The 22,979-nt window shown below is 41.0% G+C and carries 22 protein-coding genes; 8 read left to right on the forward strand and 14 right to left on the reverse strand.

Annotation, left to right across the window (positions count from 1 at the left end):
• Positions 1-122: 122 nt before the first annotated feature.
• Both ABMY35_RS19680 and ybaK read right to left on the reverse strand, forming a co-directional pair.
• The gene (locus ABMY35_RS19680) at positions 123-812 is read right to left on the reverse strand and encodes a hypothetical protein (RefSeq protein WP_349287776.1); all 690 of its coding nucleotides are present in this window, start codon (positions 810-812) and stop codon (positions 123-125) included.
• A gap of 48 nt (positions 813-860) precedes the next feature.
• A complete protein-coding gene (gene ybaK / locus ABMY35_RS19685) occupies positions 861-1,328 on the reverse strand; it encodes a Cys-tRNA(Pro) deacylase (RefSeq protein WP_349287777.1) in 468 nt (155 codons plus the stop codon).
• A 128-nt stretch (positions 1,329-1,456) separates the two neighbouring features.
• Between ybaK and ABMY35_RS19690 the strand changes: the two genes are divergently transcribed.
• Positions 1,457-2,407 carry an alpha/beta hydrolase gene (locus ABMY35_RS19690; protein ID WP_349287778.1) on the forward strand — a complete coding sequence of 317 codons (951 nt, stop codon included), beginning with the start codon at positions 1,457-1,459 and terminating at the stop codon, positions 2,405-2,407.
• A complete protein-coding gene (locus ABMY35_RS19695; RefSeq protein WP_349287779.1) occupies positions 2,404-3,552 on the forward strand; it encodes a sigma-70 family RNA polymerase sigma factor in 1,149 nt (382 codons plus the stop codon). Before ABMY35_RS19690 ends, ABMY35_RS19695 begins: the two co-directional genes overlap by 4 nt.
• 169 nt (positions 3,553-3,721) lie before the next feature.
• Here ABMY35_RS19695 and ABMY35_RS19700 read toward each other — a convergent pair whose 3' ends face one another.
• The 9 genes from ABMY35_RS19700 to ABMY35_RS19740 all read right to left on the reverse strand — a co-directional run bounded on the left by ABMY35_RS19700 (position 3,722) and on the right by ABMY35_RS19740 (position 12,959).
• Complete coding sequence (locus tag ABMY35_RS19700) at positions 3,722-4,891, reverse strand: cystathionine beta-lyase (RefSeq protein WP_349287780.1); 1,170 nt, start codon at positions 4,889-4,891, stop codon at positions 3,722-3,724.
• 28 nt (positions 4,892-4,919) lie between these two features.
• Positions 4,920-5,840: an NAD(+) diphosphatase gene (gene nudC / locus ABMY35_RS19705; protein ID WP_349287781.1), complete on the reverse strand. Its 921-nt coding sequence runs from the start codon at positions 5,838-5,840 to the stop codon at positions 4,920-4,922.
• Between the two features lie 121 nt (positions 5,841-5,961).
• Positions 5,962-6,756 carry a glucosamine-6-phosphate deaminase gene (nagB, locus tag ABMY35_RS19710; RefSeq protein WP_349287782.1) on the reverse strand — a complete coding sequence of 265 codons (795 nt, stop codon included), beginning with the start codon at positions 6,754-6,756 and terminating at the stop codon, positions 5,962-5,964.
• Positions 6,757-7,004: 248 nt separating this feature from the next.
• Positions 7,005-8,132, reverse strand: a complete 1,128-nt coding sequence (locus tag ABMY35_RS19715; RefSeq protein ID WP_349287783.1) for a DUF5009 domain-containing protein — start codon at positions 8,130-8,132, stop codon at positions 7,005-7,007.
• 66 nt (positions 8,133-8,198) lie between these two features.
• Positions 8,199-9,323 (reverse strand): N-acetylglucosamine-6-phosphate deacetylase, encoded by a 1,125-nt coding sequence (gene nagA / locus ABMY35_RS19720; protein ID WP_349287784.1) that lies wholly within the window; start codon positions 9,321-9,323, stop codon positions 8,199-8,201.
• Positions 9,323-10,234, reverse strand: coding sequence for a BadF/BadG/BcrA/BcrD ATPase family protein (locus ABMY35_RS19725; protein ID WP_349287785.1), 912 nt, complete (start codon positions 10,232-10,234; stop codon positions 9,323-9,325). Before ABMY35_RS19725 ends, nagA begins: the two co-directional genes overlap by 1 nt.
• Positions 10,235-10,557: 323 nt before the next feature.
• Positions 10,558-10,746, reverse strand: a complete 189-nt coding sequence (locus ABMY35_RS19730; protein ID WP_349287854.1) for a YdcH family protein — start codon at positions 10,744-10,746, stop codon at positions 10,558-10,560.
• 300 nt (positions 10,747-11,046) lie between these two features.
• On the reverse strand, positions 11,047-12,057 hold the full coding sequence (locus ABMY35_RS19735; RefSeq protein WP_349287786.1) for a LacI family DNA-binding transcriptional regulator: 1,011 nt from the start codon (positions 12,055-12,057) through the stop codon (positions 11,047-11,049).
• A 233-nt stretch (positions 12,058-12,290) separates the two neighbouring features.
• A complete protein-coding gene (locus tag ABMY35_RS19740; RefSeq protein ID WP_349287787.1) occupies positions 12,291-12,959 on the reverse strand; it encodes an HD domain-containing protein in 669 nt (222 codons plus the stop codon).
• A 69-nt stretch (positions 12,960-13,028) separates the two neighbouring features.
• Here ABMY35_RS19740 and ABMY35_RS19745 point away from each other — a divergent pair, with 69 nt between their 5' ends.
• Positions 13,029-14,219: a class I SAM-dependent methyltransferase gene (locus ABMY35_RS19745; RefSeq protein WP_349287788.1), complete on the forward strand. Its 1,191-nt coding sequence runs from the start codon at positions 13,029-13,031 to the stop codon at positions 14,217-14,219.
• A 136-nt stretch (positions 14,220-14,355) separates the two neighbouring features.
• Here the strand turns inward: ABMY35_RS19745 and ABMY35_RS19750 are convergent, their stop codons facing one another.
• Complete coding sequence (locus tag ABMY35_RS19750) at positions 14,356-16,257, reverse strand: beta-ketoacyl synthase (protein ID WP_349287789.1); 1,902 nt, start codon at positions 16,255-16,257, stop codon at positions 14,356-14,358.
• A 113-nt stretch (positions 16,258-16,370) separates the two neighbouring features.
• Here ABMY35_RS19750 and ABMY35_RS19755 point away from each other — a divergent pair, with 113 nt between their 5' ends.
• Entirely contained in the window at positions 16,371-17,381 is a 1,011-nt protein-coding gene (locus ABMY35_RS19755; protein ID WP_349287790.1) for a helix-turn-helix domain-containing protein, read from the forward strand.
• Positions 17,382-17,385: 4 nt separating this feature from the next.
• Here the strand turns inward: ABMY35_RS19755 and ABMY35_RS19760 are convergent, their stop codons facing one another.
• Entirely contained in the window at positions 17,386-17,778 is a 393-nt protein-coding gene (locus ABMY35_RS19760; RefSeq protein WP_349287791.1) for a hypothetical protein, read from the reverse strand.
• Positions 17,779-17,930: 152 nt separating this feature from the next.
• On the opposite strand from ABMY35_RS19760, the gene ABMY35_RS19765 reads away from it, so the two are divergent.
• From ABMY35_RS19765 to ABMY35_RS19775, 3 genes are all read left to right on the forward strand, one after another.
• On the forward strand, positions 17,931-18,785 hold the full coding sequence (locus ABMY35_RS19765; RefSeq protein ID WP_349287792.1) for a hypothetical protein: 855 nt from the start codon (positions 17,931-17,933) through the stop codon (positions 18,783-18,785).
• Between the two features lie 87 nt (positions 18,786-18,872).
• Positions 18,873-19,280 carry a hypothetical protein gene (locus tag ABMY35_RS19770; protein WP_349287793.1) on the forward strand — a complete coding sequence of 136 codons (408 nt, stop codon included), beginning with the start codon at positions 18,873-18,875 and terminating at the stop codon, positions 19,278-19,280.
• Between the two features lie 101 nt (positions 19,281-19,381).
• Positions 19,382-20,296, forward strand: coding sequence for a M14 family metallocarboxypeptidase (locus ABMY35_RS19775; protein WP_349287794.1), 915 nt, complete (start codon positions 19,382-19,384; stop codon positions 20,294-20,296).
• 89 nt (positions 20,297-20,385) lie between these two features.
• On the opposite strand, the gene ABMY35_RS19780 is transcribed toward ABMY35_RS19775, so the two are convergent.
• On the reverse strand, positions 20,386-21,906 hold the full coding sequence (locus ABMY35_RS19780) for an aldehyde dehydrogenase family protein (RefSeq protein ID WP_349287795.1): 1,521 nt from the start codon (positions 21,904-21,906) through the stop codon (positions 20,386-20,388).
• Between the two features lie 156 nt (positions 21,907-22,062).
• Between ABMY35_RS19780 and ABMY35_RS19785 the strand changes: the two genes are divergently transcribed.
• The gene (locus ABMY35_RS19785; RefSeq protein ID WP_349287796.1) at positions 22,063-22,950 is read left to right on the forward strand and encodes an AraC family transcriptional regulator; all 888 of its coding nucleotides are present in this window, start codon (positions 22,063-22,065) and stop codon (positions 22,948-22,950) included.
• Positions 22,951-22,979: the final 29 nt, after the last annotated feature.

Genomic DNA, 22,979 nt, shown 5'->3' on the forward strand with positions numbered 1-22,979 from the left:
GATGAATGGTTAGATATTTATAATTATGAGCGACCTCATGATTCACTTGGTGATATGACACCAATTGGTTACCTTGAGGCTGCATAAAATTCTACAAAAGAGCTGTACTAAATTGGGTGGAGTTACACTAAAGCATAAGTTGAATCTCCGATAACCAATCGTTCTACTTGATTTACATAATCTGACTGTAAAAATTGTTCTATAACTTCGATGCCATCTGAACCTAAATAAAAATAAAAACCTTTAGCTTCTGTCGGTAAGTTTCTAAATTCACGATAACTTTTAGGTAGGTTTGAAGGTATACCAAAATAAACATCGATTTGACGTTCCATCTCAATTAGTCGTTGCTTTTCTTTTCTGGCGTTTATTTCTTCTGATCTTTTAGCATTACCATCTGAGTCAGAATTAAATTCTAATATAGGTAAAAATTCTAAAGCCCACTCATCAACTCTGTTGAGATGAATACGTGCAGAGACAAAGCTAATACCAAATATTAAAGGAGTTAATAAGTAATAAAGTGGACTTAACTCTAAATATAAACACCCAGTAATATGCAGGCAAACCGCGATTAATCCTACTGGTATTCTATGCTTGGCCTTATGTGTTTTTCCTAAAAATTTTGCAGTAAATCCAACAATCAATGGGGGTAAAAGAAACAATAGTATTGCTGCAATGCGAATGTCTTCGATTAATAAATACAAGCATGCAGCTGGTATTGAACCAATAAATGCCCCTAATATAGCACCCGATGGACTTTCTTTTCTTATGAGTTCTTCATAAGCTGTTTTCATTTCTTCATTTGAGAAAAGCATGCAACATTCCTTTATACTTATAAATATCAGTTTTCTGGATAGACTGAATTAAGTATTGATTTCTGCAAACTGTCCTTGCGTTAATTCACATAGAGTATCTGCCGCCAATTCAATTTCGAGCCCTCTGCGCCCTGCACTCACAAAAATGGTTTCAAAGTTTTTGGATGAGCTATCTATTACGGTGGCGAGGCGTTTCTTTTGTGCCAATGGGCTAACGCCACCTAAAATATACCCAGTTGAACGCTCGACTAATTGCTGTGGTGCCATGGCAGCTTTCTTTGCACCGACGGCTTTTGCCAAAGACTTTAAGTTCAGTTGTTGGTTAACGGGTAAAACCGCGACCACAAGTTGTTTGCTGTCAGTTTCAACTACTAAGGTTTTAAATACTTGAGATGGGTTTAAACCTAGCTTTTCGGCCGCCTCCAAGCCATAAGATTGCGCTTTTGGGTCGTGCTTATACTCGTGTACGTTAAATGTAATTTTGGCTTTTTTGGCGAGTAAAATCGCAGGAGTCATGACTTTAATCCTTTTACTTAACTTTTCTAATGTAATTGCTGTTACTTTGGATAACAAATAAATTTAATAAAAGTTGTCACACTTTAGATTGCTCAGGTGACTTAGTTATATAACCAACAGGAGCTAATATGATTAAGTCACACATCAAACCAAATAAACCTACAAAATTAAGCCTATTGATTGTTTTGTTCATCGCGATTGCGGCAGCATTAAATACCGCTAAAGTTTGGGCGCATAATCACTTTACTGTTAAAACAGTCGGAAATAACCAAACAGAAAATGCCGATATCGTTCTGATCCCAGGTCTTATGTCTAACGGTGAAGTTTGGCAAGGCACTCTAGACACAATTAAAGATAAACACCGTGTACATGTGGTATCAATCACTGGATTTGCCGATAGTCAAAAACCTACAAACTTTTCGATGAACGAGTTAAAAAATGAGCTAATTGATTTTATTACTGAAGAGAGTCGCAAGTCAGAAGCTTCAAATGCTGTAGCAAATAAAACAATTCTAATTGGCCATAGTCTGGGAGGCTTTTTAGCTATGTCTATCGCATTAGAAAAGCCAGAACTTATTAGTAAGGTCGTTTCAGTAGATAGCCTACCCTATATTGGCCCGATATTTACCGGCACAAATCAAACGACACCTGCTTCACTTAGCAACCAAGCTGAACGTGTACTTTTAATGCACAAATCAATGACTCAAACACAACTAGCTGAGCAAACTAAGCGCGGTATATATATTCATGCGACTCAGGCTATGCATCAAAAACACATCATTGATATGGCTGAACGCTCTGATCCGGTTACCGTTGGCAAAGCTATACACTATTTAATGAACAATGATTTAAGACCATCATTGACTGAAATAAAAGCGGATTTGCTTATTCTGGGTGCATCAGGTGGATTTAACGATAACTCTCGCAAACAAGCCGTTGAACAACTTTATAAAGGGCAAGTGGCAAATTTACCTAACGCTGTAGTCAAAATGAATACAACCTCTCGCCATTTTATTATGTATGATGATCCTAAATGGCTAAACGACCAAATTACAGCATTCATTAAGGATAAATCATGAATACATTAGCGTATAAACTAGACATGAAAGACAGTACCAGTATTGCTTTATATGTGTCGCATGCACGAAAAGGTGATGTAAATGCCTTTGAAGCACTTCACAAAGCATGTCGACAACTCATTTGCAGTATTGCGCTCGCTATCACGAAGGACGTGCATGCGAGTGAAGATGTAGCGCAACAAGTATTTATCAATGCATGGCAAAACCTCGATAAGTTAAAAAACGATCACAGCTTTTTACCTTGGCTTCGCCAAACTGCTCGTTATAAAGCTTTAAACGTATTGCGAGAAAAGTCGAATTTAGTATCTGACAATGATGAGTCACTCGAGCAATCACTTGAGCAGTTGCTTGCTCACCATGATTGTCCTGATAGTGATTTATTAAAAGATGAACAAGTCATGTTGATGAATCAACTTGTTTCAGCTTTACCAGAAGAGAGCCGTGAGATTTTAATCTTATACTATCGAGAAGAACAATCGAGCAAGCAAGTCGCTGCATTATTAGATATCTCTGAGGAAAAAGTACGTCAGCAGTTATCAAGAAGCCGAAAGAAGCTTAAGTCTCAATATTTAAATCGCTTTGGTACATTGGCAATTTCGACGATTACCCCAGCTGTTGCTTTAGGCTTCGTCGCCCCAAGTGCACCCGTTGCTGCGGCAACACTGGTCAGCAATACAACGTATAGCTCACCAATATTTAAACTTTTTGCTGTGCTTGGTGGTGCTTTTATCGGCGCATTCGCAGCTATGCTCGTGGTGTTTTACAGCATGAAATTGCCAATTAAGTATGCAAAGACTGAGCAGACAAAAGCAATACTTAAAGTTATGAGAACCAGAATGTTAATCACCACGTTTGTATTTGGGGTGCTATTCGTTATGAGTTACTCATTTAGCGCGGGGTGGATTATGCCAGCGCTCGCTTATACAGCATTTGCATTGATACTTGGCTTACAGATTTACCAAGCTCAAAATATCATTAACAAAGACCTGCAACACATGACTGAAAGTGAAGTGGCAGCAAAACCATTTCTATGTCGCCCTAAATGGCAAAAGCTTTTTGGCCGAATTGGTCTGGTGCTTGGGTTTGCCAGCGGCGGCTTTGGTTTAGTGATGGGATTAATTGGCTCGGGCAGATTGGTTTTATGAGTTTAATTAGTGAATGAAGTTTTAAAAGTTGCGCGACATAAAGTCGCGTCTACAAGTTAAGGTTCGTTGTGGACTTTGGCTTGCACTTACTAAAGCAGCACAGATATGAAACAAAAACGCGACATTAAGTCGCGTTTTAATAAATCAGCTTCAATTTAATAATCGCACCTTACAAATTTTCTTTATACACTTGCAATGCTTGCTCTAAATCTGCGATCAGGTCTTCAACATCTTCTAGGCCTATGTGCAGGCGAATAATCGGGCCATGCTCCCACCCTGTTGTTGAACGAAGCTTCGCCATGGTTTTATTGGCAGTGACTAGGCTTTCGTAGCCTCCCCATGAAAAGCCCATTTTAAAATGATGCAATGCATCTAAAAATGCATTGATTGATTTTAGGTTGCCCTCTTTCATAACAAACGAAAATAAACCGTTACTGCCATCAAAATCGCGTTTAAAGAATTCATGCCCAGGGCATGTTTCAAATGCAGGGTGGCGAACATGATCAACCAATTCGTGTTCAGACAACCACTGCGCCACTTGTAAGGCCGCTTTTTCGTGTTGGGCCAAACGCACAGGCATAGTACGAAGACCACGTAATGCTAAGTAAGCATCATCGGCTGACGTACATTGACCTAACAAGTAAGAATGCTCTCGCAATATCGGCCAATAGGCTTCATTCGCTACCGCAACGCCCATCATCACATCTGAGTGACCAACAATGTACTTGGTTGCCGCTTGAATGCTTATATCTACGCCAAAATCAAGCGGTCTAAAATGCCAGCCATTTCCATAGGTATTGTCTAGCATTGTGATGATGTTATGTTTTTTCGCAACCTCAACAAGTGCAGGCACATCTTGAATTTCCATGGTGATTGAACCCGGCGATTCCAAGAAAATCACTTTGGTATTTTCTTGTATATGGGCTTCGATGCCAGCACCAATTGTCGGGTCATAATACGTTGTGGTGATCCCTAGGCCGGCTAAAATCTTATCGCATAGATCACGTGTCGGCTCGTATGCATTATCAACCATTAATAAATGGTCACCTGACTTCAAAAAAGACAATAAAGATTGACTGATGGCAGCGGCGCCCGATGGATAAAGTGCACACCCTGCACCATTTTCAAGTTCGGTAATGGCATCTTGCAGCGCATAGTGTGTGTTTGTACCACGGCGACCATAAAATAAAGTGCGATCAGCACGCTCTTTGATGGCAGTTTGCATTTCTTCTACGGTATCAAATACGACCGTTGAGGCACGTTGAACAACTGGGTTTACGACCCCTTGGGTATATTGTTTTTTTCTGCCAGCACTGACAATCTTAGTGTTCTTTTTCATTGTTAAACCTTGGTATTTCTAACTTAATTTATTCGCCAAGTGCGCGCCAATATTCGACCAAATAGCGTGAAATTGAATCTCTTCGGGTAAGTTTGAACCTAGGCGTATCATCGCCCCACTCAGCAAATGTATTTAATTCTGCTCTTGAGAACCACTTAGCATCTTGTAATTCATCTTGTTCCACTGAGATCTCTGTGGTTTTCGCTTTAGCAATAAAGCCCAGCATTAATGACGACGGAAAAGGCCATGGCTGCGATGCAATATATTGGGCATCATCTGCGATAATACCCGACTCTTCTTCTACTTCACGCAGTACCGCTTGCTCCAGTGATTCCCCCGGGTCGACAAAACCTGCAAGCGTTGAATACACGCCTTCTGGCCAGCTTTCTTGACGACCCATTAAACAACGCTCAATGCCATCGGCAAAAGTATGGGTTACTAACATGATCACCGCCGGATCAGTGCGCGGGAATGTAATATGACGACATTCACTATTTTGACAACGACGCGCATGACCGCCTTCATAGGGCTTATTTGCTGTACCACACCGGCCACAAAAAACATGAGTTTTATGCCAATAACACATGCCCCTTGCGAGCACACCAATAGACGCTTCAAAGCCATTCAGTTTTGGCCCAACTTTACGCATATCTTCAAATGTGCCACCGGCAGATAAATCATTCACTTCATCTGGATCTATATTCGACACATCTAACACAAAATAGTGTAATTCGTCTTGATGACCAATATACACGGCATCATCGGTATTTAAGTGTGCGACTGAAGACCAGAGTAATAGCTGAAGCTTTTGTAAATCAGCGCTAAAAAAGTTTTTATCTTGGTGAATTAAAAGCCATCGGCTGTTGGTCGTTTTTTGCGTGTTTAGCCAGTTGCTATCTTTGCGTTGCTGCGACGCTCTGTCTAAACTCATCTGCGTGTAATGAAGCATATTCACTCCTTTGCGTGATTTGAGCCTAAGCTAACACACAGACACTCTAAGCTAAATAAATAAGCCGTAAAATTTGCAAAAAAAAAGCCCTAACGGGCTTTTAAAACATGTAGTTGCGTTACTACAAAGAGGCTAAGTAGGCCTGAAGCTTTTGGTTTTCAGCTTCGATGTGCTGATAAAACTCAATGTCTTTTAACTTGCTTGCTGCAGCCTTATCAATCACGATAACCGCATCACGGTGCATTTGTAATGCAGATGCTGGGCAAGCTGCCGTTAACGGGCCTTCAATCATTGCATGAACCGCTTCAGCTTTGTTTTCACCCGTTGCCAGTAACACCACTTTTTTGGCATCAAGAATAGTACCGATACCCATAGTGATAGATAAATGCGGTTGGTATTCGTCTTCTTTGAAGAAACGCGCATTATCATCAATGGTTGCTTTGGTTAATGTTTTAACACGTGTACGTGAAGTTAAGCCTGAAGACGGCTCGTTGAAACCAATGTGACCGTTACGACCAATGCCCAATAGTTGAACATCAATACCGCCTGCCGCAACAATGTGACCTTCATATTCTTGACATGCAGTGATTGGGTTTTTCGCATCACCAGGTGGTACATGGGTTTTATCCTTGTCGATGTCTACATGGTTGAACAACTGCTCGTTCATAAAATAACGGTAGCTTTGCGGGTGTGAACCATCTAGACCTAAGTATTCGTCTAAGTTGAATGTTGTCGCATCTTTAAAGCTAATTTCACCTGCTTCGTTACGACGAATTAGTTCTTGGTAAAGCGCTACTGGTGTTGAACCGGTCGCTAAACCTAACACAGACTCTGCTTTCTTTTGTAGTTGTTTTGTAAAGATATCTGCGCCATAAGCTGCAACTTCATTGGCGTCGTTTAGGATTACTATTTGCATGGTTTTGGCTCGTTGTAGAAGAAAAGAAAAAATGGGATCTGGGCTTACTTCGCGTGCAATCAAAATAAGCGCCAGATCAAAACCTAATCGGGATAATCTTATTAGGCTGTACCATTATGACAACGCTGTCATTATTATCATTAATTGAGCGCTTGTAAAGTAAAAGTGAAAAAAAACTTGTGTTTTTTTATAACAAAAAGGCTCATTAATATGAGCCTTTTGCATAAGTAAATAATCAAGGTTTGAAATTAAACGCTGACAAAGATCTTACGACGATACATCCAGTGCAGCACTAGCATTTGCACCGCCATCAACCCAGTGACCGCCAATACCGGCTGCCATTCACTTGGGGCTGCGTTCACCACACCACCGAACACACTTCGGCTAATATATTCCCAATCGACTAAAGATGACGCTAGGTAGATAATGATTGAGTTTGCACCAATAATTACAAACGGGTAAGCCAGCTTTTGACCATTTAGAATGTCGACTGCTGCGTAGAAAACAGCAAGTAGAATCGCACTCCACCCTACTGTTACCAATACAAATGAACTGGTCCAAAGCTCTTTATTAACTGGGAAGTGTAAATCCCATGTCCAACCAAGCACTAAGCTTACAATACCTGCACCGAATAAAATGCCACAGGTTTTCCATTCGCCGCGCTCATTAGCTTTAGCAATCAGTTGACCTGCAAATACACCTGCAATTGCATTCACAATCGCAGGTAAACTCGACAAAATACCTTCAGGGTCAACTACACGGTTTTGATATGAAATGCCAGGTAAAAGGTGTTTATCGAACCATGCATTCCAACTACCTGCCGCAGATAAGTCACCTGCGACACCACCCGGCACAGGTATAAAGCAAAGTAGTACCCAGTAGAATATTAGAATACCAACCCCAGAATAAGCTAAAACACGTAAGCTAAAATGCCAAACTAATAAAGCACAGAAGAACCAAGCAATAGCGATTCGCCCTAGCACACTGGCATAACGTACTTCTTCAAATGCAAATGGTGCACCTGTACCCCAGCCATGGTTATACAAAACACCAAATGCCATAAGTAAAAACAATCGCTTGAGTGCTTTGTTGTATAACGGGCGTCTTTCGTTAAAAGGAAGGTGATCAATACGCTTTGGGGCCAGGCCCATGGCAACACCAGATAAAAAGATAAATAAGGGGAATATTAAATCGTAAAAAGTAAAGCCATGCCATGGGCTATGCACTGTGTGTGCTTCAAATGCTTTCCATCCCTGCCAGCCAGTTAAAACAAATAAAGCGGCAAATATACCTTGGCCGCCTAAAATCCAAAACATATCCATGCCTCGGAGTGCATCTAAAGATGCTAATCGTTTTTTTTGTGTTTTTGTTGTCATATTTTATTCCAGTACAAATAAAAAAAGCCCCGCTATACTGCAGCGGGGTTTTTTCCTCAGGGAAAATTAAATCTGAGCACCAGCGATATACGTTGCCTGTGCAAATAAATTCTCATCAAGATGAACGAAGTCTGCATCTGCCCCTTCACGCAAATGCCCTTTGCTGTTTAAGCCTAAATATTGCGCTGGATATAAAGATGCCATACGAAGCGCTTCTGGCAGACTTACGTCTAACCAATCAACCGTATTTCGTACTGCGCTTGCCATGTCTAACACACTGCCAGCAAGTTCGCCAGTTGTTGAATTTAAACGATCGCCAGTGCGAATAACTTTACGGCCATCGAAAAAAGCAAACTCAGTATCGTCTGTACCTACAGGCGGCATCGCATCTGTCACTAGCATGATTTTGCCACGCTGTTTAGAGCGGATCGCTAATTTAGCAGACGTGTTATGAACATGATGACCATCGACAATTAAACCGCACCAGCTGTTATCATCCCATAACGCCGCGCCAACAACGCCAGGCTCACGTGAAGTAAACGCAGACATAGCATTGAATAAATGGGTAAAGCCATCTGCACCGGCTTTAAGCGCAGTGTTAGCTGTTTCAAAATCTGCATTTGAATGACCAATACTCACTTTAACACCTAAACTAATTAAGCGTTCGATATCAGCTAGAGGCACTGTCTCAGGTGCTAAAGTGACCATTTTTATGCCCAAGTCTTGACGCGCATAAATATCAAATTCTTGTTCAGTGATAGGTCGAATAAACTGCTCGCTGTGCGTGCCTTTTTTCGGGTGAGACAAGTGTGGGCCTTCAAAATGGATCCCCACAACACCAGATTGATTGCTTTCAATGGCAGCTGCCATCGCATCAGCTGCCGCTTGCATCACTTCAATTTTATCTGTGATCAAAGTTGGCATAAGCGCAGTCGAACCAAATTGTGCATGCGCCGACACCATTTTCTCAAGGCAGGCTGTCGTTTGTTCAGCATTATAAAACGCGCCACCACCACCGTTCACTTGAACGTCGATATAGCCAGGCACGACTAGTCCATCAAGATTGATTACTTCAGCGTTTTCAGCCGAAACGTTATAACTAACTTTGCCGTCATCTACTGAGAAAACAACATCATGATGAAAATGTTCACCATCAAAAAGCTTTTTTGCTTTGTAAATATACTGGCTCATTAGTTCACCTTTCTTATTTCATGCTGAGTGCTTTCCATCGCAAAATAAATAGCACCAATTTCTGGCGGCTGTTTTGGTTGCTGAACAAGTTTAGCAATATCAGCATCTAACCATTTATTTAACGGCTCAGCTAAACCACCGATCATAGATAAGCGCGGTGGGTTAATTTCTAATAACCTTTTCGCAAGGTTGCTAATATATTCAGCACCTTGTTTAACAATTTGCAATGCAACTTCATCGTTATGCTCTGCAGCTGAAAATACGTGTCGTGCTAGCTTTGCATAACCGCTTGAAGGTTGACCTGCCATTTGCTCGGCGACCCCCATTGCATCTGTGACATGAAAATGTTGCTTTAACGTGTCTGATAACACGGTTTTTGGCCCGAGACCATCAAGATCTACAAGTACAGCTTTAACAGCCTCAAGACCCATCCATGCACCACTGCCCATATCACCTTGAGCAAAACCATGACCGCCGTAATTGACTGTTTCACCGTTTACAATAGCGAAACCGCATGAGCCTGTGCCCGTAATAATCACTGCGCCGTCACAACCGTCATGTGCACCAATACACGCAGTGTGCAAGTCGGTTGTAAGATACATTTCTTTAAATGGATGGTCCCATTGCATGATTTTGTCGTAAAGACCTGGAATATTCACACCCGCTAAACCAAGGCCAGCCACTATGTCATGCACCTGTTCAACACGAAGTCCCGCGTCTTGTAAGGCTAGCTGAGTTGATACCATGATTGACTCTAATGTGCGTTCAAGACCATGTAATGGATTGGCAGGACCACCTAACCCAGTACCTAACACCCCTTGTGTAGCAGAGTAGATAGTTGCACGACATTTTGTACCACCACCATCTATTCCAATAAATAACTGGTCTTGTTCAACCTGTTTAGCCATCATTTAGCGACCCCTGATCTGTAACGTATTGCTCAAATAGTTTGTGATTATTTGGCAGAGCATTTTTTCATGTTGATTTAATGTTACACACAAAATGACAGCGTTGTCATTAAATTTTTCAGAAAAATGTTCGAAATTGATAATCTCTAATATTGCACAAAAGAATCTCTTTGTCACCGAAACCAAAGTCTAACAACAGACAGAATTAGACTTTCAAATATAAAACATTAATAATTATAAGGATATTTAACTGGTATGATGTCTTTTATATTATTAGTAAAGACTAAAAAAGGAGCAGCAGGCTACTCCTTATATTGTGAAAACTTTTATGATGCGCTTTTCAAAATAGAATAAAGTTGGTCTTTTAGATGTAATCGTTGCTTCTTAAGTGACTCAAGATATTCGTCTGAGGTGTTTTCAACTCCCTCTTCAATACGGATCACTTCATGATCGAGGTTATGGTAATCATCAAACAAGCGCGCAAAATGTCGATCATTCATTTTTAGTTCGTGGATTTTTTCTTTAAATTCAGGTAAATCTTTGGCTTAGCTGTGGCGATCAATAATCATAATGAAGTCCTGTTTAAGTTGTCATTTTCCCAAACAAACCTGATGCTTGGCTCACTTTCATAGTACGCCTGCAGCCATGCTGAATGTTGATCTAGCACAAGTTTTAATACACATTTATAAAACGGTTTTATAAGGAGATTAAAACAGAATTTTTAATTTGATTGATGTGCTATAAAAGTTGTCAAAAAAGAAAAAAGCCTAACAGCGAACCGCTAGGCTTGGGCAAGTAAAGAAATTGAAAAAGGTTTATAGCTTAGCTGTCGATTCTCTTACGATAAGCTTAGCTTCAAGTGTGGTCTGCGTTTTTTCTACATCAGGATCGCTTATCTGAAGTATCAACTGCTCAACAGCTTGTCGCGTCATCTCTTCTACAGGCTGTGCGATTGTTGTTAACCCAGGCCAAATATGACGGGCTATCGGTGCGTTATCAAAACCCGCTATCGAAATATCTTCTGGTACATTCAACTTTGACTGTGTCGCCAATTTTAAAACCGCTGCTGCCATGTAATCATTCGATGCAAACACCGCACTCGGTCTTGGTTGTAAATCTAAGATTTCCTTTGCACTATCAGCACCTGAGTGATAACTGAAGTTACCTTCAGCCACCAGCTCTGCATCGAATGCAATATTATGCTCTGCAAGCGCTTTCTGATACCCCGAGAAACGCTGCTCTGTGGCACTGTGGTCTGGGTGACCTTTGATGAATGCGATTCGGCTATGACCCAGAGAAATCAAATGCTCTGTGATTTCGTAAGCACCTTGCTCATCATTACTTCTGACTGAAATTGACGTGTCATCTTCGATTGCAGATGCAACACGTGCGTAATTGATACCTTTGTTTTGCAGAAATTCGATTAATTCTTGTGAATCAGAAAATGGCGGCGTAAGAACTAGACCATCCAGACGAGACGTTGTAAGAAGGTGTTCGATGTTTTTAATGAGCGCTTCGCCACGTAGTTCGCATGGGTGTATAAGCAAATTGTAATTATGTTTGTGACATGCTTCTAAAGCACCACTTTGTACACGTGTGATATAACTTTTACTGGGGTTATCGTACAAACAGCCGATGATAAAGCTGCGATTGCGAGCAAGGCCTCTGGCGATAGGGTTCGGTGTGTAATCAAGTTCTTTGAAAACTTTTAGTACTTTTTCACGTGTTGCCGGGCTAACATTGGGCTCATTATTCAATACGCGTGAAACGGTTTTTTTCGATACACCGGCGTATTCTGCAACACTATTTATTGTTACTTTCTTCATCTGGTTTCCCGCTCTACATTCGAGGGAGTAAGCACTTCAACCTCTACTGCAATTCATCCTGAACGAAAGAAATATCAATCTAGAATTCTTTGATTAATGGGTTATCATTTATTTCAAAAAAATGCTGCCCACATACATGGGCAGCCAACACGTTTTGACAACAAAATGATAAAACGCCGACATTATGACACCGGTGTCAGACTTGCGCAATAAAATTTTTCAATTGACTATTTCTAGCTGCCTATTTCTTGCCCTAGCCTTTTCATAAACTCCATCATAAACAATACCCTAGCTTCTGCTTCTTGCTTTCCTGCATACGTGTGCATAACTTCAGGTAATTTAAAGAGTTTGTTATAGAAATGGTCAACGGTATATGAATAATCATCGGGCGCTCGATTTTCACAGAAGGGATCGTCAACATTATAAACGCTTCGATGCATCGCACCGCCAACGGTAAAACAGCGTGCAATGCCAATTGCTCCCAAGCTATCTAGCCTATCTGCATCTTGGACAATTTTAGCTTCAAGTGTTTCTGCTGACACATTCGCACTGTAGCTGTGCGCAACTATAGCGTGATGTACAGCAGACAACTTTTCACTTGGAAAGTCGATACTTTTTAAATAGTCGATGGCTTTGTCAGCTGCTAGTTTTGAAGCTTGACTCCTTAGCGGACTATTTTTAGCGACTGCCACACAATCATGTAGCCATGCTGCCGCAACCACCACTTGCAAATCTGCCTGCTCTTTTTCAGCCAATAGCTTGGCAGTTGTGACCACCCTTTGCACATGCGCTAAGTCATGCCCTGCATCGGCTATGGGTAATGCTTGTACAAATTCGCGACAATTTTGTTCTAAAGACGCTAATTTATCGTTATTCAATGCCCTACTCTCCGGATAATTCATTGATCAACATTGTATGTTTGTAAACGCTTAACTAAAATGCTCAGCATACAATTAAGTTAGGAAAAATTCATGTCTTGTGCAGTGTACTTGCAGCCTGGTAGAGAAAAATCATTAAAACGTAAACATCCTTGGATATTCTCCAAAGCCATCAAAAAAGTAAAAGGTAAACCTGCTCTGGGTGATACCGTAAAAATTTACTCTAATGAAGGTAAATTTCTAGCTACTGCTGCATATAGTCCTGACTCTCAAATTAGAGCACGTATATGGAGCTTTGATGAATCTGAAAGCATCGACAAAGATTTTTTCTTACGTCGTTTAACGCGTGCTTTTGATGCCCGCAGTCAAGTTATTGAAGAAGGCGGCTTAACCGGTTTTCGCTTAAGCGCAGCAGAGTCTGATGGCTTACCCGGTATCACCATTGATAAATTCGACAATTACATTGTATGTCAGCTATTAAGTGCGGGTGCAGAGCGCCATAAAGGCGATATCGTTCAAGCACTTCGTGAGCTTTTTCCTGATTGCCACATTTATGAGCGCTCTGACGTTGACGTACGTAAAAAAGAAGGCCTAGAAAAAACCACTGGTGCACTTTGGGGTGATGCACCGACTGAGCCTGTTGTCATTACAGAAAATGGCTTAAAGCTTGAAGTTGATATTTTAAACGGCCACAAAACCGGTTTTTATCTGGACCAACGTGATAGCCGTGCAGCACTAGAGCGTTTTTCTAAAGACAAAGAGGTTTTAAACTGTTTCTGTTACACAGGTACATTCGGTTTATATGCGCTACGTGGCGGCTGTAAGAACGTCATTAACGTAGATGTATCACAACCAGCCCTTGATACTGCAAAAAGAAATCTAGAGCACAATGACCTTGATTTATCACGTGCTGAGTTCGTTAAACAAGATGTATTTAAGCTGCTTCGCCAGTACCGTGAAGAAGGCCGTCAATTCGATACTATCGTGATGGACCCACCTAAGTTTGCTGAGAGCAAAGCACAACTAACTGGTGCTTGTCGTGGTTATAAAGATATTAATATGATCGCAATGCAAATACTGAAGCCTGGCGGCACATTACTTACATTCTCTTGTTCTGGCTTAATGGAGCAAAACCTGTTCCAAAAAGTTGTTGCTGACGCAGCCCTTGATGCGGGTAAAGAGTTGTTGATTATGGAGCGTCTGAACCAAGCAGCCGACCACCCTATCGCGGGTAACTACCCAGAAGGTTTCTACCTTAAGGGCCTTATTTGCAAGGTTTATTAATGTAGATAGAGTTTAGAGCAAAATTGGATAAGCTCGTTACTAAGGCCACAGAGTGGCCTTTTTTTATGTCTTGAATATAAAAAAGGCGCTCATCCCAGAGCGCCTAAGTTTGCTTAACATTCTTTTCTTCTTAAGCTTATTCGCTTAAGTCACCATATTGGTTATTTGTACTTAGTAATACTGCTTTATCAAAGCCAGGTAAACTTAAGCTGTCTTGGCTTAATACTAATTCGTTTTCATCAATCATACCGTTGCCAAAGCGATAAATAAGTTCATATTGGCCATTGTCAGCGGCTTGCTGGTAGTCTGCTTGAGCAAGCTTTGTTTGCTCTAACTTTGCTTGGTACGAGTTTAAAAGCTCTTCAGAATAGCGCTTCGCTAGCAACTTATTGGTAAAGTTTGGCGAAAATACGGTTGCTGTTGCGTTGTTACCACCGAAACCTTTTGAGTTGATAAACGCCACATCCATAGGTGCACACTCATAGTGCTCATTACGAATATCTAAATGTTCAGTGTGAACGTCGTCAGCCACTTTATCAATCGTTGTAATACCTGGCATGATGTTGTGACTAAATACGCCCAGCGCTAGCGCGAGTTGGTCGCCACTTGCTGGCGCAATGGTGTGCCCTACGTATGCCTTTGGAGCAACCACTTTCCAACCACTGATTGAAAACGCTTCTGCCACTTTATGGTAAATCAACGATTCAGTTACACGGTTTTGCGGTGTACTTGAGCCGTGCGCCAAAATAAAGCTACGCTCTTTAATAGCATCAGTGCCAGCAATTTGCTCAGCTAATGCAACTGACTTAGCCATTGTGATGTAGTTACCCGGGCCAGGTGCCGTAATAGACTTTTTAATACCATCTGCATTAACAAACACATCTACTACTGAGCCCATAACTTCTGCACCAAGCTCGAGGGCAAGCGCATCATCCATCAGGATCGCAACCTGAGCACCTTCACCGATTGTGAAACCACAGTTATCACCAAATGGACGGCTTGTGCGACGATAGTCAACGCTTTCTGTATTATCTAGCTTGCGAAGACCTTCTTCGTTTGCCAATGCGCTCATGTTACCAAAACCTTCAATCACTTCAGGCGTTAACGCACATTCCACGCTCGCTACAATCGCAACACGTGTTCGGCCTGCTTGAATATCATTCACTGCAGCGCGTAAGTTATATAAGAAAGTTGCACATGCACCAGAGGTTGTGAACGTCGTACCAACACTGCCTGTAACATAAGCATTAATAAAGTCTGTCGACATGGTATTTAAGCCCAATGCCAATTGTTTTGTACTTACGCGATCGCCTTGTTGACGAGAGCGGATCAAACCACCAAAACCTTCTTGCTGCATTTGACCAGCGACTGATGCTGAATAAGTACCAATTTTGTCTGGTTCAACACTGTTCATAACGGTATCCCAATCAAGACCCGTTGAACGTATTGCATCAGTTGCGGCAAAAATAGTAGCCTGTAAACCACGAGGTTGATAACGACTGTTATAAAGCGATGCAGGATCAAAGCCGGTTGGTAATTGACCCGCCGCTTTGATTGGATTATCACGATAGCTATCGTGTTTTACTTCTAAAGAATCAGGCACAACCACATCGACTGTTTTTGCGTCTAGTTCTTCAACTTGCCATGAGGCAGGCACTGGGTTTGGTAAATCACGCTTACGACAAGTGAACTTTAGTCCCGCCTCATCATTGGCATTAATGGTTAGCTTTTGCTGCCAATGCGTTGCATCACAATCAAAATGTTCTTTTTCTATTTTACGGATCAAAGTACCCGCTTTAATCTGCTCACCAAATTTCGTTTCGACTTGTCCAGCTGAAATTTCATCGCCTGTGTGTGTTACTAGTCGACCGTCTTCGAAACGCACTAAATTCATTAGTGTTGCTAGGCCTAAGAAAGTTTCTTGGCGTGCTTGCTGATCTAGCTTATCTATAACAATACGGCGATAGCCCTGATGAAAAGATGTACGGCCAGCAGCGTTAATGCCACCCATACCGACAATAATTGGTAATGCAGTCATAAATAATCGTTCTTAAAATTTTCACACAACTTAGATATGTTCGATTCTAGTTTGAACTTTAGATTACATTTTGCAAAAATAGCCAAATATCATTTATTTTTCGCCAAATCAGCATGGTCAGACCAGAAAACCCGATAAAAATTGGCTTTTGTATTTATTCAAGCATGCTCTTTACTAGTGTTTCGCTGCCCGCAGAGATGCTCAGAGCAGGTGAAGCTTTTGCAAAAAGACACTTAGGGCATGACTTTACGCCGTTACGCATAACTTGGCTGGCAAATGATACCTCGCCTATCAGTAATGAGCTTGGGTTACAAATACACCCCGATGAGGCATTTGGCTATTTGTCAGAGCAAGATTACATTATTGTGCCGAGCATTTGGCGAAACCCAAGACCTGTACTTAGAAAAAACCAATCTCTTGTAACAGCTTTAAACGAAGCTTGGCAACAAGGCTCGACCATTATTGGTGTCGGCACTGGCGTCTGCTTTTTAGCAGAATCTGATTTACTCGAACATCACCCTGCGACAACACACTGGCATTATGCGAAACAATTTAAGATCAATTACCCTTCGGTCGATTTGAAACCTGACTTCTTCATTACTCAGTCTGAGCGAATTTATACCGTAGCCAGTTTGAATGCCCTCGCAGATGTGATTGTGCATTTGATTTCACAATTATATGGTGTTGCCGCAGCGCAACACGTACAGCAAAACTTTTCTCATGAAATTAGAAAGCCCTACGAAGAGCAGCGCTTTCTTGAAGGTGATGCAGATACTCATCCAGATGAGTTAATCGCATCGATCCAATTTTGGTTGAAAAACAATTACCACTCCGAGATTGCCCTCTCAGATGTGGCGGAGCAATTTGATTTAAGTTACCGGACGTTTAATCGGCGTTTTAAAGCAGCAACGGACCAAACGGCCGCGCATTATCTGCAAACTATACGCTTAGAAAATGCCAAAGAGCTATTAGCTTCTAGTAATTTGTCAATTCAAGATGTGGCAATATCGGTGGGGTTTAATTCTCAGGGCTTGCTCACTCGGGTATTTAAACAAAGGCTAAATCAAACACCGAGTGAGTATAGAAAAATCGTGCGTAGAAAGTTGTTTTCGCAAAACCACTAAATAATTACAATTCAGCTTCAATAACTTTCAATGCATTAGATTCTGACTCAGTCACTATGCCATCAGCCTGTGCTAGTTGAGTGGTTAATCTTAAAGCCAGCTCCTTTATGGGTGCATCAACGATGTGTTTCATTCTATGGTGAATAAAATGCTCTGCATCACCTTTTGCAATCACGTCTTTACAATGGGTTATCATATTAGAGATATAAAGATCTGATTCTATCTCACTATTCCAACATAGCTTCTCTATCCACTGATTTAAAACTGATAACTCTTTTTCACATACCTCGCCATCAATTGACATAAGCAATACGGCTAAATCTACCACAGACTCAGTTTGTAATTGATCAACACAAACGCCTGAATCAAGATGATTAAGTAACTGTTCGAATTTCATAAAGTCCCCTTTTATAGCGCTCGATAAACACGATTTTCAATGTTTTAAATAACATCAACTTAACAAGATAGTGAACTAGTTTGCTCTTGTCACTTTAATTTATCTCAACTTATACGATACTTAACTCAAATACAGACCAATGAATCATGTTTATGAAATGGGTATGTCTATTTTTATGCTTTTTTACAGCTTTAAGTAGCAAGGCAAAAATTCCGATTTCGATTGAAACCGACATTTATAATTACGCACAACAAGTGCTCGGCGAAGAAAGCATAGAGTCTATCGAGCATTTCAAGCACCCAAGTTGCCTTAGGGATGTTGTTGAATTTATCCTAGTACAAAAAGCAATAAAACTCGGAGGCCTTAACCTGGAGTATGATCTTGTACTAGGTGATTATGATGCGAGAAATATTCGTCTTATCCAACACGGGCTACTCTTGATCAGTTTTGACTCAATTTGGCTTAATGAAGCATCCCAATACGAAAACGATGTATTCATATCTGATCCTGTGATCCGTAATGGAGAGTTTTATGCAGGTATATATGTCGCAACTAATAAAATATCTGAGCTAACGCCAAAGCTTAAGAATGGCATTTCAGACCTCAGCTTTGTGACCAGCGAAGCCTGGCACACTGATGTAAAAACACTCACCGCGCTCAAACCCAAAAATTTAGTCATTGAAGCAGACTGGTTAGTTATGGCTAAAATGGTAAGCAGTGGCTGGGTCGATGCCATGCTGGCCCCTTTTAAACCAGCTCTGCCTTTTGAGTACACAGGAAAAAACTACAAAATTCGAGCAATAGATGGCGTTAAAGTCGCGCTTCAAGACAGCAGACACTTTGTAGTATCAAAAAAGCATCCTCTCGGAAACAAAACATTTAAAGCACTACAAAAGGGGTTAAAGCAGCTCAGACAATCAGGATACATCGAGCGTGCTTATAAGGAATGTGGTTTTCTCAACCCACTTGTTGAAGACTGGCAAAAAATAAAAGCAAAATTGGATTAATTTAAGCTTTAAGTATTAGCTCCATATTTTATTCATTTTCTTACATTAATTTGCTCGCCTGTAAAAAAGGTACGTAGGAGTTAAGAAATGTACGAAATTAAATCTTCAATCAACTTTGGTTTTTATATTCTTGCCGTAAGCGTTATTGCGCTTATTGTGTCAATAAGCACGGTTTTTAACTTTACTGCTTGGTTCGAGGCGTTAGAAATAATTCTTATATTCGCTCTAACTTTATTTGTATGCGTTACATTGATACAAACCTTAATGGGTAAAAGAACATCATCTTGGTGTATTAATGGACTGAGCTATTGTAACTTTTTAGGTGCTCAGAGATATGTACCGATTGAGCAAATCCAACAAGTTAAAGTCCATACTATTATTTGCTGTAAAGTCACTCATGTAAAACTTGAAGACAAGAATATTTTTCTATTCAGCTGCAAATTAACGTCACAGCAAAAAAGTCGACTTGCGCAACTTGGCTACTTTGCAAAATAAACAGCTGTAATAGTGTTCAGATGGTGTGCAATTAGATTTAATTACTTTACTGACTCCTGCTTTATCACTAGGATGGCAAAAAACTTTCACCGAGGACGATTATGAGAACCGCATACCCAATTGGCACGCCGGGCACACCATGGCAAGAAGCAGAAAAAAAACAGTGGCTTGCAGCACAAGTAATTAAGCGTAGTTACCAACAAGAAGTAGAAACTAAAATACTTGCGCTCGATGACGAGTATGACGTTGAGCAATATGGCGAACTTAATTACGGTGAAAATGAATATAAATTGTATGCGGTGAAATCTCGTGATTTTTCTGACAATAAACCTACTGTTTTAGTGACAGGTGGTGTGCATGGTTATGAAACCAGTGGCGTACATGGTGCGATTGAGTTCATAAAATCACAGGGCAAACATTACCAAGCTGATTTCAATCTTGTGGTACTGCCATGTATTAGTCCTTGGGGTTATGAAACAATCAACCGTTGGAACCCAGAGGCGATTGATCCAAACCGCTCATTTTATGCTGACAGCCCAGCGGCTGAGTCAGAACAAGCAATGGCTTATGTCGCTCAGTTTGATGATTTATTGTGTCATGTAGATTTACATGAGACCACTGACACAGATAATTCAGAGTTTCGACCAGCGCTCGCAGCGCGTGATGGTGTAAGTCATGATAATTGGAATATTCCAGATGGTTTTTACTTAGTTGGCCATACTCAAAAGCCGCAATACTCGTTCCAAACTGCGATTATCAAAGAAGTAGAAAAAGTCACCCACATAGCGCCTGCTGATGAAGATGGTAAGTTAATTGGTGTGCCGATTGAGCAATTCGGTGTGATCAACTATGACGGTACTAAACTAGGTCTTTGTATGGGTATGACAGATGCAGAGTACGTCACGACAACCGAAGTTTATCCTGATAGCCCAACTGCAAACGACGAAATCTGTGTGCAAGGCCAAGTAGCTTCTGTCGTTGGTGCTTTAAACTACATAAAACCAATCGAAGACTAATAACTTCATAAAAAGTAGCGCAATTTAACATTGCGCTACTTATCCCTTTGCATTGTGATATCTAAATAACCAATTAGATAACTAGCCCTTTAGAAAAAGCCGAGCGGACTTTCGCTATAGCTAACTAATAGGTTTTTAGTTTGCTGATAATGGTCTAACGCTTTTTTATGCGTCTCTCTACCCACACCTGACTTTTTATAACCACCAAATGCCGCATGCGCTGGATACATATGGTAGCAGTTTGTCCATACACGTCCGGCTTCAATCTTGCGACCAAAATGATAGGCGCGATTCATGTTCCGAGTCCAAACACCCGCACCTAAGCCAAATTCAGAGCTATTCGCCAGCTCTAATGCTTCAGCTTCATCTTTAAACGTACACAGTGAAATAACTGGACCAAAAATCTCTTCTTGGAATACTCGCATTGAATTATTGCCCTTAAGCAAGGTTGGTTGAATGTAATAACCCGAATCAAACTCTTCAGATAATTGCTCAACTTCACCACCAAACAGTACTTCCGCACCTTCTTGTTTACCAATTTCGATATAACTTAAGATTTTATCAAACTGTTGCTGAGAGGCTTGCGCGCCAACCATGGTTTCTGTATCTAATGGGTTGCCTCGCTTAATTTGCGCTGTTCGTGCCTTAACACGCTCAATAAACTCGTCATAAATGTCTTCTTGGACAAATAAGCGCGAAGGACAAGTACATACTTCACCTTGGTTGAAATAAGCTAATACCGCACCTTCAATACACTTACTTAAATAATCATCCTCTTTGTCGAGCACGTCATTGAAGAAGATATTTGGTGATTTACCACCAAGCTCAACGGTCGATGGAATGATATTATCGGCAGCGCATTTCAAGATGTGCGAACCAACAGGGGTTGAACCCGTGAATGCAATTTTAGCAATACGTTTGCTCGTCGCGAGCGCTTCACCTGCTTCTTTACCAAAACCATTCACCACGTTTAAAGCACCCGCAGGTAATAAATCACCGATCAGTTCAACTAATAACATGATCGAGGTAGGCGTTTGCTCTGCTGGTTTTAGTACAATACAGTTACCCGCAGCCAGAGCTGGAGCTAATTTCCAAGCGGCCATTAATAGCGGGAAGTTCCAGGGTATAATTTGCCCAACTACACCTAGCGGCTCATGAAAATGGTAGGCCACGGTGTGCTCGTCAATCTCGCCAATACTGCCCTCTTGCGCTCGAATACAGCCAGCAAAATATCTAAAATGATCTGCTGCTAGTGGAATATCAGCGGCGAGGGTTTCGCGTACGGCTTTACCGTTATCCCAAGTTTCAGCAACGGCCAAATACTCTTTGTTATCTTCAATAACTTGAGCAATTTTCAGTAAAATATTACTGCGCTCAGTGACACTGGTTGTGCCCCACGCCTCTTTTGCTTCATGTGCTTTGTCGAGTGCCAACTCGATATCTGCTGCTTTAGAGCGTGCCACTTGGCAAAACACCTTTCCATTCACAGGGCTTTTGTTTTCAAAATATTCACCACCTAAGGGAGCAACCCACTCACCACCGATGTAATTGTCATACTTGTCTTTAAAATTAACGACGGCGCCTTGGGTATTCGGGTTTGAATAAATCATAGTGTCCTCTTCTATCAACTTGTTGCCCGGCTCATACTTCAGTTATGTGTTTATTTTTGAGCCGATTGAATTGACTTTAAGCGAAAGGAGGCTTAAAAAATTAACTCTAGGTATTTTTTGCTTAACTCTCAGTCTTGATATTCATAAGGAACAGATATGCGCTTTGATTTGCAAGCTAGGCACCAAAACATTGATAAATTGGTAGAGAATAAGCTCAGCTTTGATTCAGATCACGCGCAATTGAGTATTTATGACACTTATGAAAGCGCATTTAATGTGCCCTTGTCATCAAGCAATGTATTGTTTTGCGGTATGCTACAAGGCAAAAAGATGATGCATGTAGAAACATGTGATTACCACCATGATTTTTTGCCTAATGAAAGCTTTGTACTTGCACCAAACCAAACCGTCCATATTGACTTTCCTGACGCATCAGGGACAACACCCACAACCTGCTTAGCCATTGAAATTAACCCTGATAAACTGGCTGATATTGCTCAAAAGCTTAATATACAAAATCAAACTAGTATCGAAGTGGCTTATCAAAATGAACTCGTCCATGTCGAGCACAATTGGCAAACTCAGGCATTACTCGACCGTATGGTGCATTTATTTACTGAAAATGGAGATCAACGCGGATTTTTGATTGATTTAGCACTGAATGAATTGGTGACACGATTGCTCACTCAGCAAACTCGCGAACTTATTTTAAAGTGCGCAAGCTTGCATAATCATCAAGACCCAATTACAGAAGTCGTTCAATACATAGAGCATCATTTGAGCGAGCCTCTAGATATCGATACTTTGTGTAAAATTGCCTGTATGAGTCGCAGTAAATTTTTTAATTACTTTAAGTCATGCTTAAACATGACCCCGCAACAGTGGCTGCAAACACGGCGACTGTCAAAAGCCAAAGAGCTGCTTAAAAAAGGTAAAAGTATTACCCAAATAGGGTTTGATTTAGGCTTCAATCATACCAGTCAATTTAGCCGTACATTCAAAAATGCCTTTGGTGTTTCTCCAAAGGCATTTCAAAAGAACTAAATTAAATTTCGCCAATCAGTAGTGCGTGC

The sequence above is a fragment of the Pseudoalteromonas sp. BZB3 genome (assembly GCF_040104455.1).
GTDB lineage: Bacteria > Pseudomonadota > Gammaproteobacteria > Enterobacterales > Alteromonadaceae > Pseudoalteromonas.